The following is a 17,143-nucleotide window of genomic DNA, read 5'->3' on the forward strand; positions in this document are numbered from 1 at the left end:
TTATTTCTTATCAATCGCATCAAGCCCTAAACGCATCCACTGTCGTGCCAGCTCGTCACGATCAGTGAGCATATTCCACAGCGCATCTTCACTAAAGATAGAGTGCTCTTTACCCGAATACTCAATGGGCAGATCCGCTTCACGATCCGCCATCCATTGCGGATTAAGATAGTAATCTTTCAACTCGTTTAGCAAGGTTTCAGCTTGCAAAAACTGCTGCTGCGCCTCAAGCTGTTTACGATGTAGCTCACACCATTCTTCATATTTTTGTTGTAGTTCTTGCGGATTATAGTTAGTCATTTTAATTCTCTTAATTTTTAGTGTTTAGATTAATGATATTGATTTTGAGCCATATTATAGCATCTGTCACAAACCCTAAAAACCTCGCACAATTTGAGGTAGAATAGCCGCCTGTTTTTGCTAAGTTTATTGATCCTTCATGCGTCTAAAATCTCTAAAGCTGGCAGGCTTTAAATCCTTTGCCAATCCAACGACTTTTACCTTCCGTCATGGCATTACCGCCATCGTCGGGCCAAACGGCTGCGGCAAATCCAACGTCATCGATGCCATTCGCTGGGTGCTAGGCGAAACTTCCGCCAAGCAGCTACGCGGCGGGGCGATGAGTGATGTTATCTTTGCGGGTACGCAGGATAAAGCGGCCAAAAGTGTCGCCAGCGTCGAGCTGACCTTTGAGCATACGCAAGACGAGCAGACTGGTATTCGCCATGAGTTTAATCTCTATCAAGAGCTGTCCGTCCGCCGTCAGGTAAATTTGGAGGGGCGCTCAGACTATTTCATCAATGGTACGCGCTGTCGTCGCCGTGATGTGGTCGATGTATTCTTGGGAACTGGGCTTGGCGCGCGCAGTTATGCGGTCATCGAGCAGGGTATGATTGGTCGTATTGTTGAATCTAGCCCCATGCAGCTGCGTGAGTTTATCGAAGAAGCTGCAGGAGTTTCGCGCTATCAAGCGCGCCGCGAAGAAACGCAAAAAAAGTTAGAGAAAACGCAGGATAATTTAGCACGTCTACACGATATGCAAAGCGAGCTGGTCAGCCAACAAAAACGCTTATCTAAGCAAGCCGCCAGTGCTGAGCGTTATGAGGAAATAGCGGTAACGCTTGCTGATATCAAGCAGCAGCTCGCGATTCAGCAGTTATATCAAGCAAAGCATAATCAGCAGCAGCAAAAAATCGCCCATGAGCGCAGTGCTAATGAGGTTGCCACACTACAAGCGAGCTATGAAACGTTAAAAGCCAAACAAGATAAGCTTGCAGCCCATATCAATCAAGAGCAGTGGCTCAAAGACGATGCCCAAAGTAGCCATTATCAGCAGCAGCTAAGCTATCAACAAGCTGAGCATGAGCTTAGCGATGCCAAATCACAATTAAACGTTATCGCACAGCAACTTACCAGCTTGGAGCAGCAGCGTCAGCAAGCAGTCGATGAAATTGAGCGCTTAAAAAGCGAGCAGGCTGAGCAGCAGAAGGTGCTAGAAGAGCTGCGCCCGCAACTAGATGAACTTAATAGTAAACGCGATTCGCATAAACGCAACGAGCAACCATTACAGCGCGCCTACCATGATGCGCAAAATAAGCTATCACGCCTGCAAGATAATGCGCGTACGCTTGAGCAGCAGCAAGCCATTAATAACCAAGCGCAAAAAAGGCATCAGCAAAACCATGATAAATGGCAGCGTCGCCAGCAAAATTGGCAGAATCTATGGCAGCAACTACAACAGTCTTTATCACTAGTTGAGAGCGCTGGTTTGCAAGGTAATACCGATGCGAACACGAACAGTTTGCAGCAGACATTAAAGACACAAGTTACTGAGCTAAATAAACAGTTGCAGCAGATTGAACGCCAGCAAAACAGCGTGGATGAACGCATGTCTGAGCTACAACCGCAAGCGCATGAGTTGCAGCAACGCTTGATAACTCAGCAACGCGAGTTGAGTGAGAATGAAAAACGTCATGCGGTCTTGGCAGGGGAATACGATACTCTGTATCAAATATTGCATCCTAAACCACTACCAAAATCGCAACAGTCTGCTAACGTAAAAACTGCTGATGCAAAAACTGATTTAGAAAGTAATTCAGTAAATAATTATAAAGACTTAACTATTACCACCTTACGTGAGCAGATTGAGTTAAGCGCAAAAGGGCAACAGCATGCCGAGTTACTCGATAGCGTATTGGCATTATGGTTGGATAGTCATGTGCTGGTTTCTAAGCAAGCCAATCAACCAAGCGTTGATAACGCGGGTGATGATTCTGAGCAAACAAATAGCTTATGGCAAGCGCTTGAGTATGACTTAACGGATTTATTTACTTATCAGACTGCGCAAAACGAGCACGTTAATACAGAAGGTAGTCCTCTAGTAGAAAATGGTCATAGCCTGTGGCTATCTGCTAAGCAAAGCGAGATTAAAGACCATTTATTTATTAGCGAATTGCCAGATACTTTAATTGATAAAATACTGCCTTTATCAGAGCTGATTACTGCCCCTAACTTAGCGCTTTGGCAGCAATGCTATTTATATATTGTGCCATCTGAAATTAATCATCAGCAGACTCTTGATACGCTTGCCGATATTTTAAAAGCACTGCCATCATCAGCCATTTTACTAACCTCGGACGGTTGGCTTATCAGTCGTCAGGGTACGATGAATCTCAGCAAGTTTGCTGGGGCGCAAAATGGTCAAAACGATAGCAATAGCCAATTCTTAAGCCAGCGTTTACAGCAGCGCAGCCGTTTGCAAGCGTTAGAAGGTTTGCTTGAAGAGTTGGAAAGTAAAGTAGAGAATCAGAAAAAGGCTATTGCCAATGACCAGCGCAACTATGATGCGTTAACAGTTAGCTTAGAGGAAACGCGCGCGCAAGCTGAGCAATTAACCCGCGATAAACATCAATATCAGCAACAGCTCACCACTAAGCGCGCCAATGCGGAACGAATACAAGCGGACAGCCAGCGTCTAAATGCTGATAAAGTAGCTCTTGAGCAAGAACAACAAGAATTAGAGCAAGAGCAGCAGGCTCTAAATCATGAGCAGCAACATATTCAAAGCGAGATAGCAGCGCTGACGCCGCAAATAGCCGACGCTCGTGCATTAAGTCAGCAATTACAGTCCGAGCGTAGTGAGCTAAATCGTGCGCGTCAAACGGATGATGATGCTTGGCAAGCACTACAGCTTCGTATTCAGCAGAGCGAGATGCGCTTAGAGCATAGCGCTAGTAGTCTTGAACGGGCAACTGCGCAGCATGAAAAATCGCTACAAAGCGAGCAAAGTCTAAAAACGCGTCATGAGCAGCAGCAAAGTAAACTGCCCGCACTACAAGCAGCATTGCAAACAGTACAGAAAGCACGCGATGAGCAGCAAGTAGTATTAACGACACGCGAGACAGCATTAACGGTGCTTAAGCAAGAATATAGTCAGCAACAGGTCGAGCTAGACAGTTTGCAAAACGCATTGCAAACGCAGCAAAGTGAGCTTGCCCGCCTCGCTACCGAGCTGGCCTTAAGCGCGGCGCGTTTAGACGATGCCAGTACTCATACGCAAGAAGCGCTAGATGCTTACTATAAAGTCAGTCATAACTATAAAGCGCAATCGGATATAGCGCAGCAGCCCGAGCATCAGCAACAAGTGATGAGCGTCTCAAACTTATTGGCGGATTTTATTGCCCATGATCGCCGCGTACGTCCAGATAAAATCGCAGAATTAAATTCTGAGCGCGCAAAGCTTGAGCAGCAGCTGGGTAAAATTGGCGCGGTCAATCTCGCTGCTGTAGCAGAATTGGCAGAAGTTAATGAGCGTTTAGAGCCACTCGCGCAGCAGACAGCAGACATTGCTGCTAGTATGGAGACGTTAACGGAGGCGATTGCCTCGATTGATGAGACTACCAAAACGCTATTTATGCAGACGCTTGAGGCGGTCAATACCGAGCTTGCCAATTTATTTGCCAAAGTCTTTGGTGGCGGGCAAGCAAGCTTAACCCTCAATACTGACGATATGCCTGCTAATGCGCCAAAATCAGAACAGTGGCGGGCAGGATTAACTTTAATGGCGCAACCAAAGGGCAAACGCAATAGTCGCCTTGCTGTGCTGTCAGGTGGTGAGAAAACCTTGACCGCGCTAAGCTTGATTTTTGCGATATTTAAGCAGCATCCGGCACCGTTTTGTGTGCTTGATGAAGTCGATGCGCCGCTTGATGACGCCAACGTCGCCCGTTTTACCAGCTTGATTCATGAGTTAGCAGACGACTTGCAGTTTATTTTTATCAGTCATAATAAGCTGACGATGCAGATTGCCGATGAGCTAAAAGGTGTTACCATGCCAAGCGCAGGCATTTCTACCTTGGTCAGCGTCTCGCTCGATGAAGCCGCGCGTTACCTTTCTGATTAAGAGCAGCCCAGTAATAAAATAATTGATAACTGGTAGCCATTGCTAGTGGTATAGTTAGGGATAGAATATAAAGTCACGCAAATATTTCGGGCTAATGATAAACGATGACTATATGGTGACGATATTAATCAGCCATGCTAGACTATTGCCATTTATTCACTCTTATATCTTCCCTTTTGTCATATATTAGGATGTATTTCTCATGACCGCTATCCAGTTTATATTAATCGCCATTGCCGCATTTATCGTGCTTGCAGGGCTATTTATGGTCATTCGCAGCTTTAAGCGTCGCAAAACTGCTGAGGCTGCCGCGGTCAATTATGATAAAAACGGTATCCCCATCATACCGCGCCACGAGCGCAATATCGTTGATCAGCCAGACTTAGACGATACGGTCGCGGGCGAGACCAGTATCGGTCCTGATCGCAGTTATTTGGATGCAGTCGTTGAAGAAGAAACTTTGACCCAGACGCATACCCATGTCGATGCACAGCTGACCGCTGGTCATGGCGAGATAAATGACACTAATAATGACGTGATAGATGACGCCGACTATGCGCGCTGGCAAAATGAGCAGCAGCATGCCGATGATAGCGAGTTTGCGTTTACTGCTGAGCAGATGAATATCGAGCAAGAGCCAGATGCGTTTTCAAGCTTGGTTTCTGCAACCGATAGCCTGATGCCAGTCATTGATACCGCAGACGAGCCAAGCTTTGATAATAATAGCCCGATACTCGATCAGCATCTCTCAGAGCCGGTTGATGAAGCGCAAAACGGTCCGTTAATCAATGCCAAAGACAACATCAATATCACCATTTTGCCGCACCAATACCGTGACCGCCCAGCCGCGATTATCCGTGGTCGCGACTTATTAGCGTTAATTGATAAATACGGTCTACGCTATGGCGCGATGAATATGTTCCATCGCTATGAGCAAAAAGACGGCACTGGCATGCTGTGGTTTAGTATGATGGGCATTACTGATAGTGGTATCGCACCTTTTGACCCGCATAGCGTGGCGACCAATACTTATAACGGCGTGGTGGTATTTTTATCCTTGCCGCATCCACAAGCGCTGCGTAGCTTCGATAGTATGATGAGCATCGCCTATATGATGGCAAGTGATTTGGATGCCGTTATGCTTGATGAAGAGAACGAACCAATTACCCCTGAATACAAGCAGCAATTGCGTAACCAAGTTCGCGATTATGAAGGTTAAAGTCTAAACAGTTAAAATTACTTCTAAAGGCAAATAGCGATTGACGTTATTTGCCTTTTTTAGTTTTTGGTTTATAAGCGTTTCATTCGCCTGATTTTCTATAAACTTAGTTTTCAACAGAATTAGTTTTCAACAGAATTAGTTTTCTACAAAATCATATCCGCATATCCTGCAAACTTGTTATCATATCGGCATCTTGAATCGCAAAAAAAAGACGCCGACTATGACTGATCCTATCGCACCGCTTACCTCTAAAGACATGAATAAAGAGATGAATAAAGACAGTAACACTGCACAATCTGCAGGCAATGATGCTGCTATCGTCACCCAAATGCGCACGCTTATTGATAATTTAAAGACGCATAATTATGCTTATTATGTGCTCGACAATCCGATTTTAGAAGACAGTGAATACGATCAATTACGCCGCTCTTTGCTTGAGCTTGAAGAACAATACCCAGATTTAATACAGCCGGATAGCCCAATCAATCAAGTTGGCGATATGCCACTGTCAGCCTTTACCCAAGTTACCCATGATATTCCGATGTTATCGCTCGGCAATGTCTTTGATTATGACGAGCTGCATACCTTTATGCGCCGCGTCAATGATCGTCTTAATGACGCGCAGAAAAACCCTGAATACGAGATGGAGCTAAAGCTTGATGGCTTGGCGGTGTCACTCAAATACGCTTATGGACAATTTACCCAAGCGGTGACGCGCGGTGATGGGCAAACGGGCGAGGATATTACCCAAAACGCCAAGACCATTCGCAATCTGCCGCTTTGGCTTACTGCTGCAAGCGATATTCCCTTGTTAGAAGTGCGTGGTGAAGTGCTGATGCCAAAAGCCGGCTTTGAGCGTCTGAATCGCCTAGCGGAAGAAAAGGGCGATAAAACCTTTGCCAATCCTCGTAATGCCGCCGCTGGTAGCTTACGTCAGCTTGACCCCGCTATTGCTGCTAGCCGTCCGCTGGCATTTTACTGCTATTCAGTCAATCAAGGTCTACCTGAGACTATCGATACCCAATCAGCGGCATTGGCTTGGCTTGGTGACATAGGTTTTAGCGTCAGCGCGGTGAGAGTGGTAAAAAACCCACGCGAAGCACAAGCTTATTATGAGTCGATGATTGAAACGCGTAGTAAGCTGCCGTTTGAAATTGATGGCATGGTCATCAAGGTTAATAACTTGGCATTGCAGCAGCAGCTTGGCTTTTTATCGCGTGAGCCGCGCTGGGCAACGGCGTATAAATTCCCTGCCGAAACCGTCATGACGCGTCTAAACGATATTGAATGGCAAGTCGGACGCACCGGACAAATCACCCCAGTTGGTAAGTTAGAGCCAGTCAAAGTCGGCGGCGTTACCGTTAGCAATGTTACCTTGCATAACTTTGGTGAGATTCAACGACTGGATGTGCGCGCAGGCGATATGGTTAGCGTCCACCGTGCCGGCGATGTCATCCCCAAAGTCACCCGCGTTTGGACAGATCAGCGTCCAGCAGATTCAGAACCTGTTAAATTGCCATCGATTTGCCCTGTATGCGACTCCCCTGTGGTATTGCCTGAAGGTGAAGCGTTGGCACGTTGTACGGGCGGATTGTTTTGTCCCGCGCAGCAGCAAGAAGCGCTTATTCATTTTGTCTCGCGTCGGGCGATGGATATCGATGGCTTAGGCGCAAGTTGGCTGATTAGCTTTTTTGAGCACGGTTTGGTCAAGACCGTCGCCGATATCTATCAGTTGCATAAACATCAAGACGAGCTGATTACGCTTGAAAAACTAGGAGAAAAATCGGTACAAAATATCCTCAGCGCCATTGAAACCAGCAAACAGACGACGCTCGCACGCTTTATCTATGCGCTTGGTATTCGCGGTGTCGGTGAGACCACGGCGCAGAATTTGGCGCAGCAATTTGGCGACCTTGATAGCCTGATGGCAGCAGATATCGACAAGCTCCTACAAACGCCTGATGTGGGCGCTATCACCGCTGAGCTGGCGCATGAATTTTTCCGCGCACCGCACAATATCGAAGTCATCACCGCACTGCGTGAAGCTGGCGTGCACTGGGATAAGGTTGAGCAAGTGGTGTCAGAGGGATTGCCGCTCGATGGGCAAACGTGGGTCATTACGGGCGCGCTCGATAGCATGGCACGTGATGAAGCCAAAGCCAAGCTACAAGCGCTCGGTGCCAAAGTCTCAGGTAGTATCTCAGCAAAAACCACTGCGCTACTGGCAGGTGATAAAGCTGGCTCGAAGATGGCGAAGGCTGAGAAGCTGGGCGTAAAAGTGGTGGGTGAGGAAGAGTTTTTGGTGTTGGTTAGGGAGTAGGGCAAGTCCTTGCCATTAAAAGAGGAAAAAGACAGAAACGGAAAAGCATGGCCTCAGCATCGCTTGCTTTAATAGTGGGCAAATATGCGGGTCATGAGCCGTCTTTCTTTAATGATTTACTCGGCGCTCGTCCCTCGCGCAAAAAACTTCGCATATAAAAATTTAGGGTGTTCCCAGCGCACCATTTAAGAGATGGATTTTGAATTTATATGTATTATTTAATAAGTGGAGTAATTTTCATAGATAAGTGTTTTAATCTATTATTTCATGTTCATGAGTTGGTGCGCTGGGCGCACCCTACAACTTATCTCCTCGGAAAAATTTTACGTCCTTTAACTAAGTCTTCTTTAGTTAAAAAAGAATGTAGACTAAGGTATCCAAACAAAAAATATGGCAAACAGAAATATATAAAAAAGTTAATAAAAACAAATCTATTAAATTCTGGCGACCACCTGCTTGATCCATTTAATGGTGCTAAGTCAATATTCACAAATACTAAATATGCTACAAATAAAAAATAGAAAATTATTCTAAAGCCCTTTGGGTTTTCATTTGCTATCTGTTCATCAGTGATATTCTCTTTAGGTTTCATAAATTTAACAAGCTTATATTTATTTTCATGAAAATCCTTTTTAAAAAAAGCATTCATATAAACATATGATACTTGTATCAATATACTAATATAAGTTATATCTAATAACCATTTATTCTGATAGGTACCTAACATGGTTTCGGCAGCTTTTGTCCAACCTGCATAACCCTCAGGAATAAAAAACAAACTAATGAACACTAAACTAGGTATAAAAATCATCATAAATTTAGGATAAAATATGAATTCCCTCATAGTATCCCAAAAATCTTGTAAGGCATTATTTAGCATAGAAGTATCTAATACACTCTTTTAAAAAATAATTTCAATTATATAGTTAATCCAGAATAAAAGAGATACATCCCATATCACGAAACAGTTTAGGTAGATCATTCTCCATCCACCCTTGGCGTAGAAATTTTGCCTGTGCCCATTTTTTCTCTATGGGATTAAGATCAGGACTGTAGGGTGGCAGCCATAGAATACGATGGCCATGTCTGTTCAGTAATTTTTGAATGCGTTTGTTTTTATGAAATCGAGCATTATCCATAACAATTACGCATCTGGTTTTAAGGCTTGGAATGAGTGTGTGTTTGCACCATTGGTAGAATATGTCACCATTAATATTCTGCTCAAAGTAATCAAGCGCAAACAGCATCTTTTCATACAAAGCCCCGATAACATTAGTACGCTTTTTTGATTGCCAGTTGTAGCTACCAATGCAAGGCGTTCCAATGGGCGCATAGCCGTAAGGGCGAATGGTTTCAGCCTCAAAGCCGCTTTCATCCATGAAAACGATGGGATAGCATTGCTTCATAAAACGATCAAGCTTACTCTGATATTCCGCTCTTTTGATTGGACATGCTTTTGGATGTTCTAAGGTCTTTTTTTTGACTGATACCAAGGCGCTTTAAGGCAATCTCAATGCCTGATTTGCTACAATTTAAACGCTGTGCTCTCTCATACATATAATCGTCTGGATACTGTTCAACATCTTTTAATAGCACGTCATTAGGTATTTTACTGGGTGGTTTATTCCGAGTTTGTTTGATACTTGGGTTTTTCAGCCAGCGCTGTAATGCGGTTTTACTAATATTGTAGAAAGTACACGCTTCACGAATACTCATGTCTTTACTTTTAACACTTTTGATCACTTGAGCTCGGAAGTCTGCTGAATAGGTCATATATTCTTATACCATTTCGCTTGTTTTAAAACAATTGTATCTTATTTATAAAAGACTGACTATAACTAAGTATTTTTAAAATCGATATAACCTCAATCATGAGAAATTTTAGGTAAAATAATCTTCATCTAGTTAGCGTAGGGTGCGCCCCGCACACCATTCAAGAGACGGGTTTTGAATTTAAAAGTATTATTTAATAAGTGGAGTAATTTTCATAGATAAGTGTTTTAATCTCTTGTTTCATGTTCATGAGTTGGTGCGCTGGGCGCACCCTACAGTTTCTGATTTAGTCTTCTATACTCTTACGTTGATGGGCTAGGCGCACCCTACATTCTGCTTTGTGTGGTTTATTATGAATAAAATTTTTGGACAACTTTATAAGAAAAAAAACTCTAAAACACATCCCAACTCAGATTATTTTTTTTCCAAGTTTTAAATGATTTCTCACCCTTACCATACTTTTACTGGTGGGGAAATTTTTTATTTGTCATTTTCTATTATTTTTCTTTTAATATATTTAACTTAAATACAAAAATTACATTTTTATCAAAGAACAATAATCTTTCTAAGATAAATTACGTAATTAATGATAGTTTCACATTTTTTATAATATTTACGATTATAGCATTATCTTCTTTTACCGTCTTTAAAGGTCTAAGTAATCATACCAAAAATAAAATACGAGATGGCAAAAAATGGGCTCAAACAGGAGAGTTTAGTGTTTCTTCAATGCAACTTCAAAGTTTAAGAAGACCGATGGGATTACTCTTGTTTTTTGTCTATCTAGCGATTCCATTCTTACTATTTAGGGATTTACCTCTAAAAGAATTTTGGCAAAACTTCATAAGTAATAGTTTAGGAAATTTTTTATTTTTAGAAGTAATATATATCACTATCTTCACAGCATACTTAATTTCTAAGGAGTTCTGAAAAGAGAGCGTAGGGTCCGGGTGCGCCCAGCTCACCAGATAAAGCAAACTACTCCAATCTATCTGAAAAATTCTCCGTAAAATCCATCGAATTGTTACCCCAATCTTCCATATAAAGACCTTGCTTCACATAACGATGAAAGCTTGAATATGGCCACTCCGACACTTTACCAACCAATCCATGTTTAACAGGATTGAAATGTAGATAATCCATATGTCTTATAAAATCAACTTCATCCTTTATCTGATGCTCATAAAATCGCCGTTGCCAAATACCTCTTTCGTTTCTTTTAACTTTTGAACGGCTTAAATCATCTATTGGTAAATGATATTGCGGACAAGCTTGGGTGGTTAAGCGTTTGATCTGCGACCAACGCATACTGTAATTAGCATCGTTAGTAGGCATTCTCCAAATACAGTGTAGATGATCGGGTAGTTGAACCCATGCAATAATTTCAAAAGGATATTGTTGTTGCACCTGTTTGATACTTTTCTTAAATGCTTGTAAGAAGTCATCTTCGCACAGTATGTTTCTTCGATTGCATGACACCAAAGTAAAAAAGTAAGTAGCGCCTTTCGTGTGTCAGCGGATGTATTGTGACATTTGTATTTGCCGTATGAATTTTGATATTTTATCGGTGCGCTGGGCGCACCCTACAAATTAAACTATTCTTGCACCTCTCCATGCCCCTTCACATCACTTTTCTTACCATCTGGCTTAATTTCAATCGGCAATACCAGTCCTTTCGCAAAGTCATCTGACAGTACATAATCATAGCGACTGGCAGCGACATCAGGCGTGGTATGAATGACCAGCTTCATGTCTTTACTATCGATGATTTCATGTGAGGTATAGCTATCGCTAAGCTGATCGAGCAGCTTTGACAGCGCTTCATTGCTTGCCATACTTATCGTCAGATTGTGCTGCGCGGTGGCATTATCCACATCGAAATATTCCGCATAATCGCGCACATTTTGGCTATCGAGCGCAAACGGATATTTATAATTGGCAGGGTCAACAGCTTTTTCGCCGCTTGCGACCAATGACCAATCAATAGTATTAACTTTTGCCGCCTCAGATGTTGCTGTGACTGAGGTTTTATCAGCGCTATCAATGCTATCAGTGCCATTAGAGCTGTCAGCGCTATTATCGCAGCCCGTCAGCGTCAACATGCCCACACTAGCCATTATAATCATACTTAATAAGCGCTTTACCATTGAGTTATCCTCTTTATTTATGAGTCATAAGCTATTTTTATAGATGGGCTATTTTGACAGCTTTCAGCGTGCTTCTCTAGCTAAATGCTGCAAAAGGCTATTTCTTATTATTATCAAACGAGAGACAACTGGGATAAAAAACAACGTATTGGCAAGGATGTTTTTAAGCTTACAGCCATAAAAAAACAGCCACCGTTTGATGACTGTTTAATAATTATTATGCTTTAGTTTTAATATCTATATCAGCTGCTTAGATTTGGCAGTTTACTTGATATTCTTTACCGTCAGCCCATTTCATCGCAAAGATGCCTTTATCGCCTTTCATGTGCCATGCATAGACGACTTCAGAGTTTGATTCGTTGACATAGCTTGCGGTATCACCTTGGACGCCACCATTTAGGATGATTGGCTGATTTGCCCAGTTCACTTTAGGTAACGTAGCGTCTAGCATGACTTGTTTTTTATTGATTGACTGTTTTGCCAAGATTTTGCTGCCATCAGTACAGGTATAAGGTGCTGGCGCCATACGGTCATAAGCGACATCGGTCACGCTTTCTGAAGCAGGGGTTTTATTTGGGGTAGTAGGCGCGGTAGTCGCACATGCGCTTAGTAGAGCAAGAGTAGGTAGGGCAACAGCAAATTTAGTTAGGGTGTTCATGGTTGTCTCCAAAATTATATAATTTATAATATATTTATTTTTAACTAGGCGTTTTACCTATACTTTTTTAAACTATGCTTTTTGAACAATGTATTTTTTCACTATGCGTTAAGCATATAGCGCATATGTTATCGAAAAGGCTTTCCGCATAATGTTAGAAATTGTTTGTTACGTGTTCACTAAGTTACTAAAACACTGACTAATGTAACGCTGCACTTAACAGCCTTTGTAAAATAGCTAAGCTTAAATTAGTGAAGCGGCAAATATATCGCTATGGAGATAGGCGAAGAAGTCAGCTAACTTTTATCAAAAATATAAAATATCAAGAATATAAAAAAGCGCCTATCGACTGATGAGCCGATAGGCGCTTTGGTTTGAGCTTATTGAATTTAACTAAAAACTTCGAACTTATTTAGCAGCAATCGCTAATAGCTATTTAACTTACAGCTATTTCAGCTACTTGGTCTTACGCGGTGGCAGACCAGTATGCTGCGTTTGAAAGTTACCTTTGCTCACTTTCTTGGTATTCTTACCAGAAGTGTTTTTGCCCGAGGTGTTTTTTGCAGCGCTAGGACTATTATTGCTGCGTTTCACTGAGTCATTACCCAAGCGGCTGTTCTTTTTACGCGCCGATTGATAGCTGTCTTGCGTCGCATCGCGACCTTCTAAACTGGCATTAAATGGCGGAATTAAGCAGCCACGGTTTTTACCAATTAAGTCACTGCGTCCCATATCTTGCAGCGCTTTACGCAATAGTACCCAATTTTTTGGATCGTGATAGCGTAAGAAAGCTTTATGCAATTTACGTTGCTTGCCAGATTTGACGATATCCATGTCACCTTCGTCACGGCTGATTTTATGCAGCGGGTCTTTATGCGTATGATACATGGTGGTTGCGGTCGCCATCGGGCTTGGATAAAACGCCTGCACTTGGTCAGCGCGGTAACCGTGGCTTTTTAGCCAAAGTGCAAGGTTCATCATATCTTCATCTTTGGTGCCGGGATGGGCGGCGATAAAGTAAGGAATCAGATATTGCTCTTTACCAGCCTCTTGGCTGTACTGCTCAAACATGGCTTTGAATTTATCATAATTGCCCATGCCCGGCTTCATCATTTTTGATAAAACGTTTTCTTCTGAATGCTCAGGGGCAATCTTTAGATAACCACCGACGTGATGACTGACCAATTCTTTGACATATTCAGGGTCTTTAATCGCCAAGTCGTAACGCAAACCTGAGGCGATAAGAATTTTTTTCACGCCTTTGATATCACGCGCCTTACGGTATAGCTGAGTCAAATTACTGTGATCGGTAATCAAATTTTCGCAAACATCAGGATAAACGCATGATGGCTTGCGGCAGTTTTTCTCAATCGTCTCATCTTTACAGTTCAGGCGATACATATTGGCCGTTGGACCACCAAGGTCGGATATCACACCGGTAAAGTTGGGAGCAGTATCACGAATCGCTTCGACTTCACGCAAGATAGATTCTTCTGAGCGGTTTTGAATAATACGACCTTCATGCTCGGTAATTGAGCAGAACGTACAACCACCAAAACAGCCGCGCATGATATTGACTGAAAATTTAATCATGTCATAAGCAGGGATGCGCGCATCGCCATAGCTTGGATGCGGTAGGCGGGCATACGGCAAATCAAAGACGTAATCCATCTCTTCGGTTGAGAGTGGAATCGGTGGCGGATTAAGCCAAACGTCAATTGAGGTATGTGAGTTACCGGCACCGCTACTATGACGCTGCACCAAAGCACGCGCGTTACCGGGGTTGGTCTCAAGGTGTAAGATACGGCTGGCATGCGCATACAAAACAGGGTCGGATTTGACGTGTTCGTAATCCGGCAGACGAATAACGGTTTGTTCACGTGGCGGCATTTTAATTTTATGCTTACGCGCCGTCATCGGTTTATTAAAGCCGCGCATTTGTACCACTTGCGTCTCTTCGTCCACTTGCTCAGCATTCAATACTTTATTGGTCACAGGTTCTGCAACAAAGCCCTGATACTGCGCGGACATGCCCGTCATAGCTTGTCCGACCGGTGAATCAGATGGCTTTTCTTGTTCAATTTTGCAGCTATCAACGTCTTCGGTCATCACGTATGGATTGATAATTGGATCGACGCGACCGACGGTATCGACATCATTACTGGCAACTTCGGTCATGTCTGCTTGCCAATGGCGACGGGTCGGGGTCAATAAATACGCTGTACCGCGTAGTTTGCTCATTTGCTCAAACGTATAGCCTTTTGAGAGACCATGTACCACATCGACGATGGCACGCTCAGCGTTACCATACAATAAGACATCGGCACGGGCGTCGATCAAAATACTGCGGCGGACTTTATCTGACCAATAGTCATAATGGGCGATACGGCGTAAGCTGCCCTCGATACCGCCTAAGATAATTGGCACATCAGGATAGGCTTCACGGCAACGCTGGCTATAAACGATGGCCGCGCGGTCAGGGCGTTTGTCAGCCACGTTACCCGGCGAGTAAGCATCATCGCTACGGATTTTGCGGTCAGCGGTATAGCGGTTAATCATGCTGTCCATGTTGCCGGCGGTCACGCCATAAGCATAAACCGGTTTACCAAGCTCCATAAAGGCATCTTTGCTCTTCCAATCTGGCTGCGCAATGATACCGACGCGAAAGCCTTGTGCTTCTAATAAGCGGCCGATAATCGCCATGCCAAAGCTTGGATGGTCGACATAGGCATCGCCTGAGATGATGATGACATCACAGGCATCCCAGCCCAAATCGTCCATCTCTTTGCGGCTCATCGGCAAATAAGGCGCAGGCTCGTAGCAGCTCGCCCAATGTTTGTCGTAGTCGTAAAGTGGTTTGGTGCCTTGTTTAAAGGCGGTACGGGCGATGGTATCGGCAGACATGAGCGGACCTGTTAATTAGAAAATGGTACTAAAAAATAGCCGTTATTGTTAATCATTAACAACGGCTCATTTAAAAGCGCTCATTTTAACATGAATTACGCTCAGGATGTGATAAACGATGATAAAGGATTAGCGATAAGTTATTGATAGCGTAAGATAATATACCAATAAAAGGATTCCTAGAAATTTAGAAACCTTCTTGATTTAAGCCGTTGTTAGTATGAAAGATTTACTACTGTAATAACTGGAATGGGAAAGTGACGACATCAAAAGCAAGGGCAAAGGGCAGTAAGGCCAGCTTTTGCGCCGTATTGCCACTACGAGACACTTGTTTTTGCTGACTTTGAGTATAAAAACTGACCATATAAGGTTTGCTCAAAGCGCGATAATTAGCTTGAATCAAGCTTAAATTGCTGACCTGTGGATAGATAGCACCTTTGACAGGAACGCTAAAACAAAAGCGCTGAGCATTGATACGTAGATCGCTGGCTGAGGTGCAATCACGGCCATTATTTTGCAAAAAGAACTGATAGTCTGAGCGCTGGAATTCATCTTTTAATTTGGCGTAAGAAAGCTTCATTTCACCCTGAAAATAGCCATCGTTATTGGGCACAAAAAAGCTCATGTCGTTATCGACGTGAATATTTTTTGGCGTCAGATTGCTTAATAAGCCAATCATTTCTGTCCCGCCTTGGGTCAGCACATAGCTGTTCTTTTCACCGACGATGACCATGGTCGCGTTTGGCGTTTTTGGTAATGCCTGCGCAGGACGACCAAAGGCCACAATCTGGTCTTCAGATAAGATTTGCTTGGTAGTGGTGGTGCTGACGTGATTGTCACTTTCTAGTAAAGAGCTGGTTGCGCAACCTGAGCTTACGAGTAATGCCGCAAGTGATGCACCTGTTAGCAGTGTTTTTAGATATAGTGTTTTTCGGTTCAATGGCTTTAATCTGAATAATTTTAGCGCTGCATTATTGTTTTTTTTATTGGTAGGAATGGTGTTGTTAGTCATGTGAGGCTTCCTTGTCTACGTTGACTATGATTGGATTTTGTTTTTAAGCGATATTTATATACTGATAACTTCTTAAACTTTAACTGCTATCGTACCTTGTTTAATCACCGCTTAGCTACGGCTAATTAAAAAGCGAAACTGCGTTTCTCATCAAATTAATCCAACAAAATCTTGGTGCCGCTCTTCGTGAAATTCATCACAAACTGGCTTTTAAAGCTACGCACATTATTCTCGTAAGTCAGCAAATTACGCGTAAATTCATGATAGTCATTCATATTTTTAGCATTAACCATCAACATAAAATCGGCATCACCCGACACTTCATAACAGCTCATCACCCGTGGCTGATCATGCATTAAGCGCTCAAATCGATGCTGCATCGAGGTATTGGAGCGCGACATCTCTATCATTACCACCGCCGTAAGCCCGTAACCTACCTTATTTGGGTCAACGATAGCGACTTGTTTGGTAATTATTCCGTTATCTATCAATGCCTGAATGCGGCGCTGAGCCGTAGCGATAGAGACATGCACGCGTTCTGCCACCGTTTTTAACGGTAAGCTCGCATCGTCCTGTAGCAAATTTAAAATGGCTTTATCGGTATCGTCTAAAATATGGCTCATAGTATTTGGCTCTAAAAACTCATAATTATTTAAAATCTATTATAAATATTATCGTTATAAATTCTTAATATAAGAAAATAGT

General features: G+C 43.1%; 12 protein-coding genes and 1 pseudogene. 3 read left to right on the forward strand and 10 right to left on the reverse strand.

The window, feature by feature from the left end:
* Positions 1-300 carry a DUF4298 domain-containing protein gene (locus JMX50_RS12045; RefSeq protein WP_201629728.1) on the reverse strand — a complete coding sequence of 100 codons (300 nt, stop codon included), beginning with the start codon at positions 298-300 and terminating at the stop codon, positions 1-3.
* Positions 301-439: 139 nt separating this feature from the next.
* Here JMX50_RS12045 and JMX50_RS12050 point away from each other — a divergent pair, with 139 nt between their 5' ends.
* The 3 genes from JMX50_RS12050 (at position 440) to ligA (ending at position 7,944) form a co-directional block, all read left to right on the forward strand.
* On the forward strand, positions 440-4,402 hold the full coding sequence (locus JMX50_RS12050; protein ID WP_201629729.1) for an AAA family ATPase: 3,963 nt from the start codon (positions 440-442) through the stop codon (positions 4,400-4,402).
* A 202-nt stretch (positions 4,403-4,604) separates the two neighbouring features.
* The gene (locus JMX50_RS12055) at positions 4,605-5,621 is read left to right on the forward strand and encodes a cell division protein ZipA C-terminal FtsZ-binding domain-containing protein (protein ID WP_201629730.1); all 1,017 of its coding nucleotides are present in this window, start codon (positions 4,605-4,607) and stop codon (positions 5,619-5,621) included.
* 223 nt (positions 5,622-5,844) lie between these two features.
* Positions 5,845-7,944 carry an NAD-dependent DNA ligase LigA gene (gene ligA, locus JMX50_RS12060; protein ID WP_201629731.1) on the forward strand — a complete coding sequence of 700 codons (2,100 nt, stop codon included), beginning with the start codon at positions 5,845-5,847 and terminating at the stop codon, positions 7,942-7,944.
* Between the two features lie 304 nt (positions 7,945-8,248).
* Here the strand turns inward: ligA and JMX50_RS12065 are convergent, their stop codons facing one another.
* From JMX50_RS12065 to JMX50_RS12105, 9 genes and pseudogenes are all read right to left on the reverse strand, one after another.
* Complete coding sequence (locus JMX50_RS12065; RefSeq protein WP_201629733.1) at positions 8,249-8,824, reverse strand: hypothetical protein; 576 nt, start codon at positions 8,822-8,824, stop codon at positions 8,249-8,251.
* Positions 8,825-8,870: 46 nt separating this feature from the next.
* Positions 8,871-9,437, reverse strand: coding sequence for an IS630 family transposase (locus JMX50_RS12070; protein ID WP_201629735.1), 567 nt, complete (start codon positions 9,435-9,437; stop codon positions 8,871-8,873).
* Complete coding sequence (locus JMX50_RS12075) at positions 9,364-9,717, reverse strand: IS630 transposase-related protein (RefSeq protein WP_201613354.1); 354 nt, start codon at positions 9,715-9,717, stop codon at positions 9,364-9,366. The genes JMX50_RS12070 and JMX50_RS12075 overlap by 74 nt, the downstream gene beginning before the upstream one ends.
* Before the next feature lie 978 nt (positions 9,718-10,695).
* Positions 10,696-11,214, reverse strand: a pseudogene (locus JMX50_RS12080) (REP-associated tyrosine transposase); the annotation flags it as partial.
* A 98-nt stretch (positions 11,215-11,312) separates the two neighbouring features.
* The gene (locus JMX50_RS12085) at positions 11,313-11,864 is read right to left on the reverse strand and encodes a hypothetical protein (RefSeq protein WP_201629737.1); all 552 of its coding nucleotides are present in this window, start codon (positions 11,862-11,864) and stop codon (positions 11,313-11,315) included.
* Between the two features lie 250 nt (positions 11,865-12,114).
* Complete coding sequence (locus JMX50_RS12090; protein WP_201562257.1) at positions 12,115-12,522, reverse strand: hypothetical protein; 408 nt, start codon at positions 12,520-12,522, stop codon at positions 12,115-12,117.
* A 456-nt stretch (positions 12,523-12,978) separates the two neighbouring features.
* Complete coding sequence (locus tag JMX50_RS12095; RefSeq protein WP_201629743.1) at positions 12,979-15,426, reverse strand: YgiQ family radical SAM protein; 2,448 nt, start codon at positions 15,424-15,426, stop codon at positions 12,979-12,981.
* Positions 15,427-15,658: 232 nt separating this feature from the next.
* Complete coding sequence (locus tag JMX50_RS12100; RefSeq protein WP_201629744.1) at positions 15,659-16,438, reverse strand: hypothetical protein; 780 nt, start codon at positions 16,436-16,438, stop codon at positions 15,659-15,661.
* Positions 16,439-16,593: 155 nt separating this feature from the next.
* Complete coding sequence (locus JMX50_RS12105) at positions 16,594-17,061, reverse strand: Lrp/AsnC family transcriptional regulator (protein WP_201619853.1); 468 nt, start codon at positions 17,059-17,061, stop codon at positions 16,594-16,596.
* Positions 17,062-17,143: the final 82 nt, after the last annotated feature.

It is taken from the genome of Psychrobacter maritimus, from assembly GCF_904846345.1.
Classification (GTDB): domain Bacteria; phylum Pseudomonadota; class Gammaproteobacteria; order Pseudomonadales; family Moraxellaceae; genus Psychrobacter; species Psychrobacter maritimus.

What these genes read in the sequence shown, in the direction of transcription:
- JMX50_RS12045 (WP_201629728.1), bottom strand. Translation starts at nt 300, where the DNA reads ATGACTAACTATAATCCGCAAGAACTACAACAAAAATATGAAGAATGG.
- JMX50_RS12050 (WP_201629729.1), top strand. Translation starts at nt 440, where the DNA reads ATGCGTCTAAAATCTCTAAAGCTGGCAGGCTTTAAATCCTTTGCCAAT.
- JMX50_RS12055 (WP_201629730.1), top strand. Translation starts at nt 4,605, where the DNA reads ATGACCGCTATCCAGTTTATATTAATCGCCATTGCCGCATTTATCGTG.
- ligA (WP_201629731.1), top strand. Translation starts at nt 5,845, where the DNA reads ATGACTGATCCTATCGCACCGCTTACCTCTAAAGACATGAATAAAGAG.
- JMX50_RS12065 (WP_201629733.1), bottom strand. Translation starts at nt 8,824, where the DNA reads ATGCTAAATAATGCCTTACAAGATTTTTGGGATACTATGAGGGAATTC.
- JMX50_RS12075 (WP_201613354.1), bottom strand. Translation starts at nt 9,717, where the DNA reads ATGACCTATTCAGCAGACTTCCGAGCTCAAGTGATCAAAAGTGTTAAA.
- JMX50_RS12085 (WP_201629737.1), bottom strand. Translation starts at nt 11,864, where the DNA reads ATGGTAAAGCGCTTATTAAGTATGATTATAATGGCTAGTGTGGGCATG.
- JMX50_RS12090 (WP_201562257.1), bottom strand. Translation starts at nt 12,522, where the DNA reads ATGAACACCCTAACTAAATTTGCTGTTGCCCTACCTACTCTTGCTCTA.
- JMX50_RS12095 (WP_201629743.1), bottom strand. Translation starts at nt 15,426, where the DNA reads ATGTCTGCCGATACCATCGCCCGTACCGCCTTTAAACAAGGCACCAAA.
- JMX50_RS12100 (WP_201629744.1), bottom strand. Translation starts at nt 16,438, where the DNA reads ATGACTAACAACACCATTCCTACCAATAAAAAAAACAATAATGCAGCG.
- JMX50_RS12105 (WP_201619853.1), bottom strand. Translation starts at nt 17,061, where the DNA reads ATGAGCCATATTTTAGACGATACCGATAAAGCCATTTTAAATTTGCTA.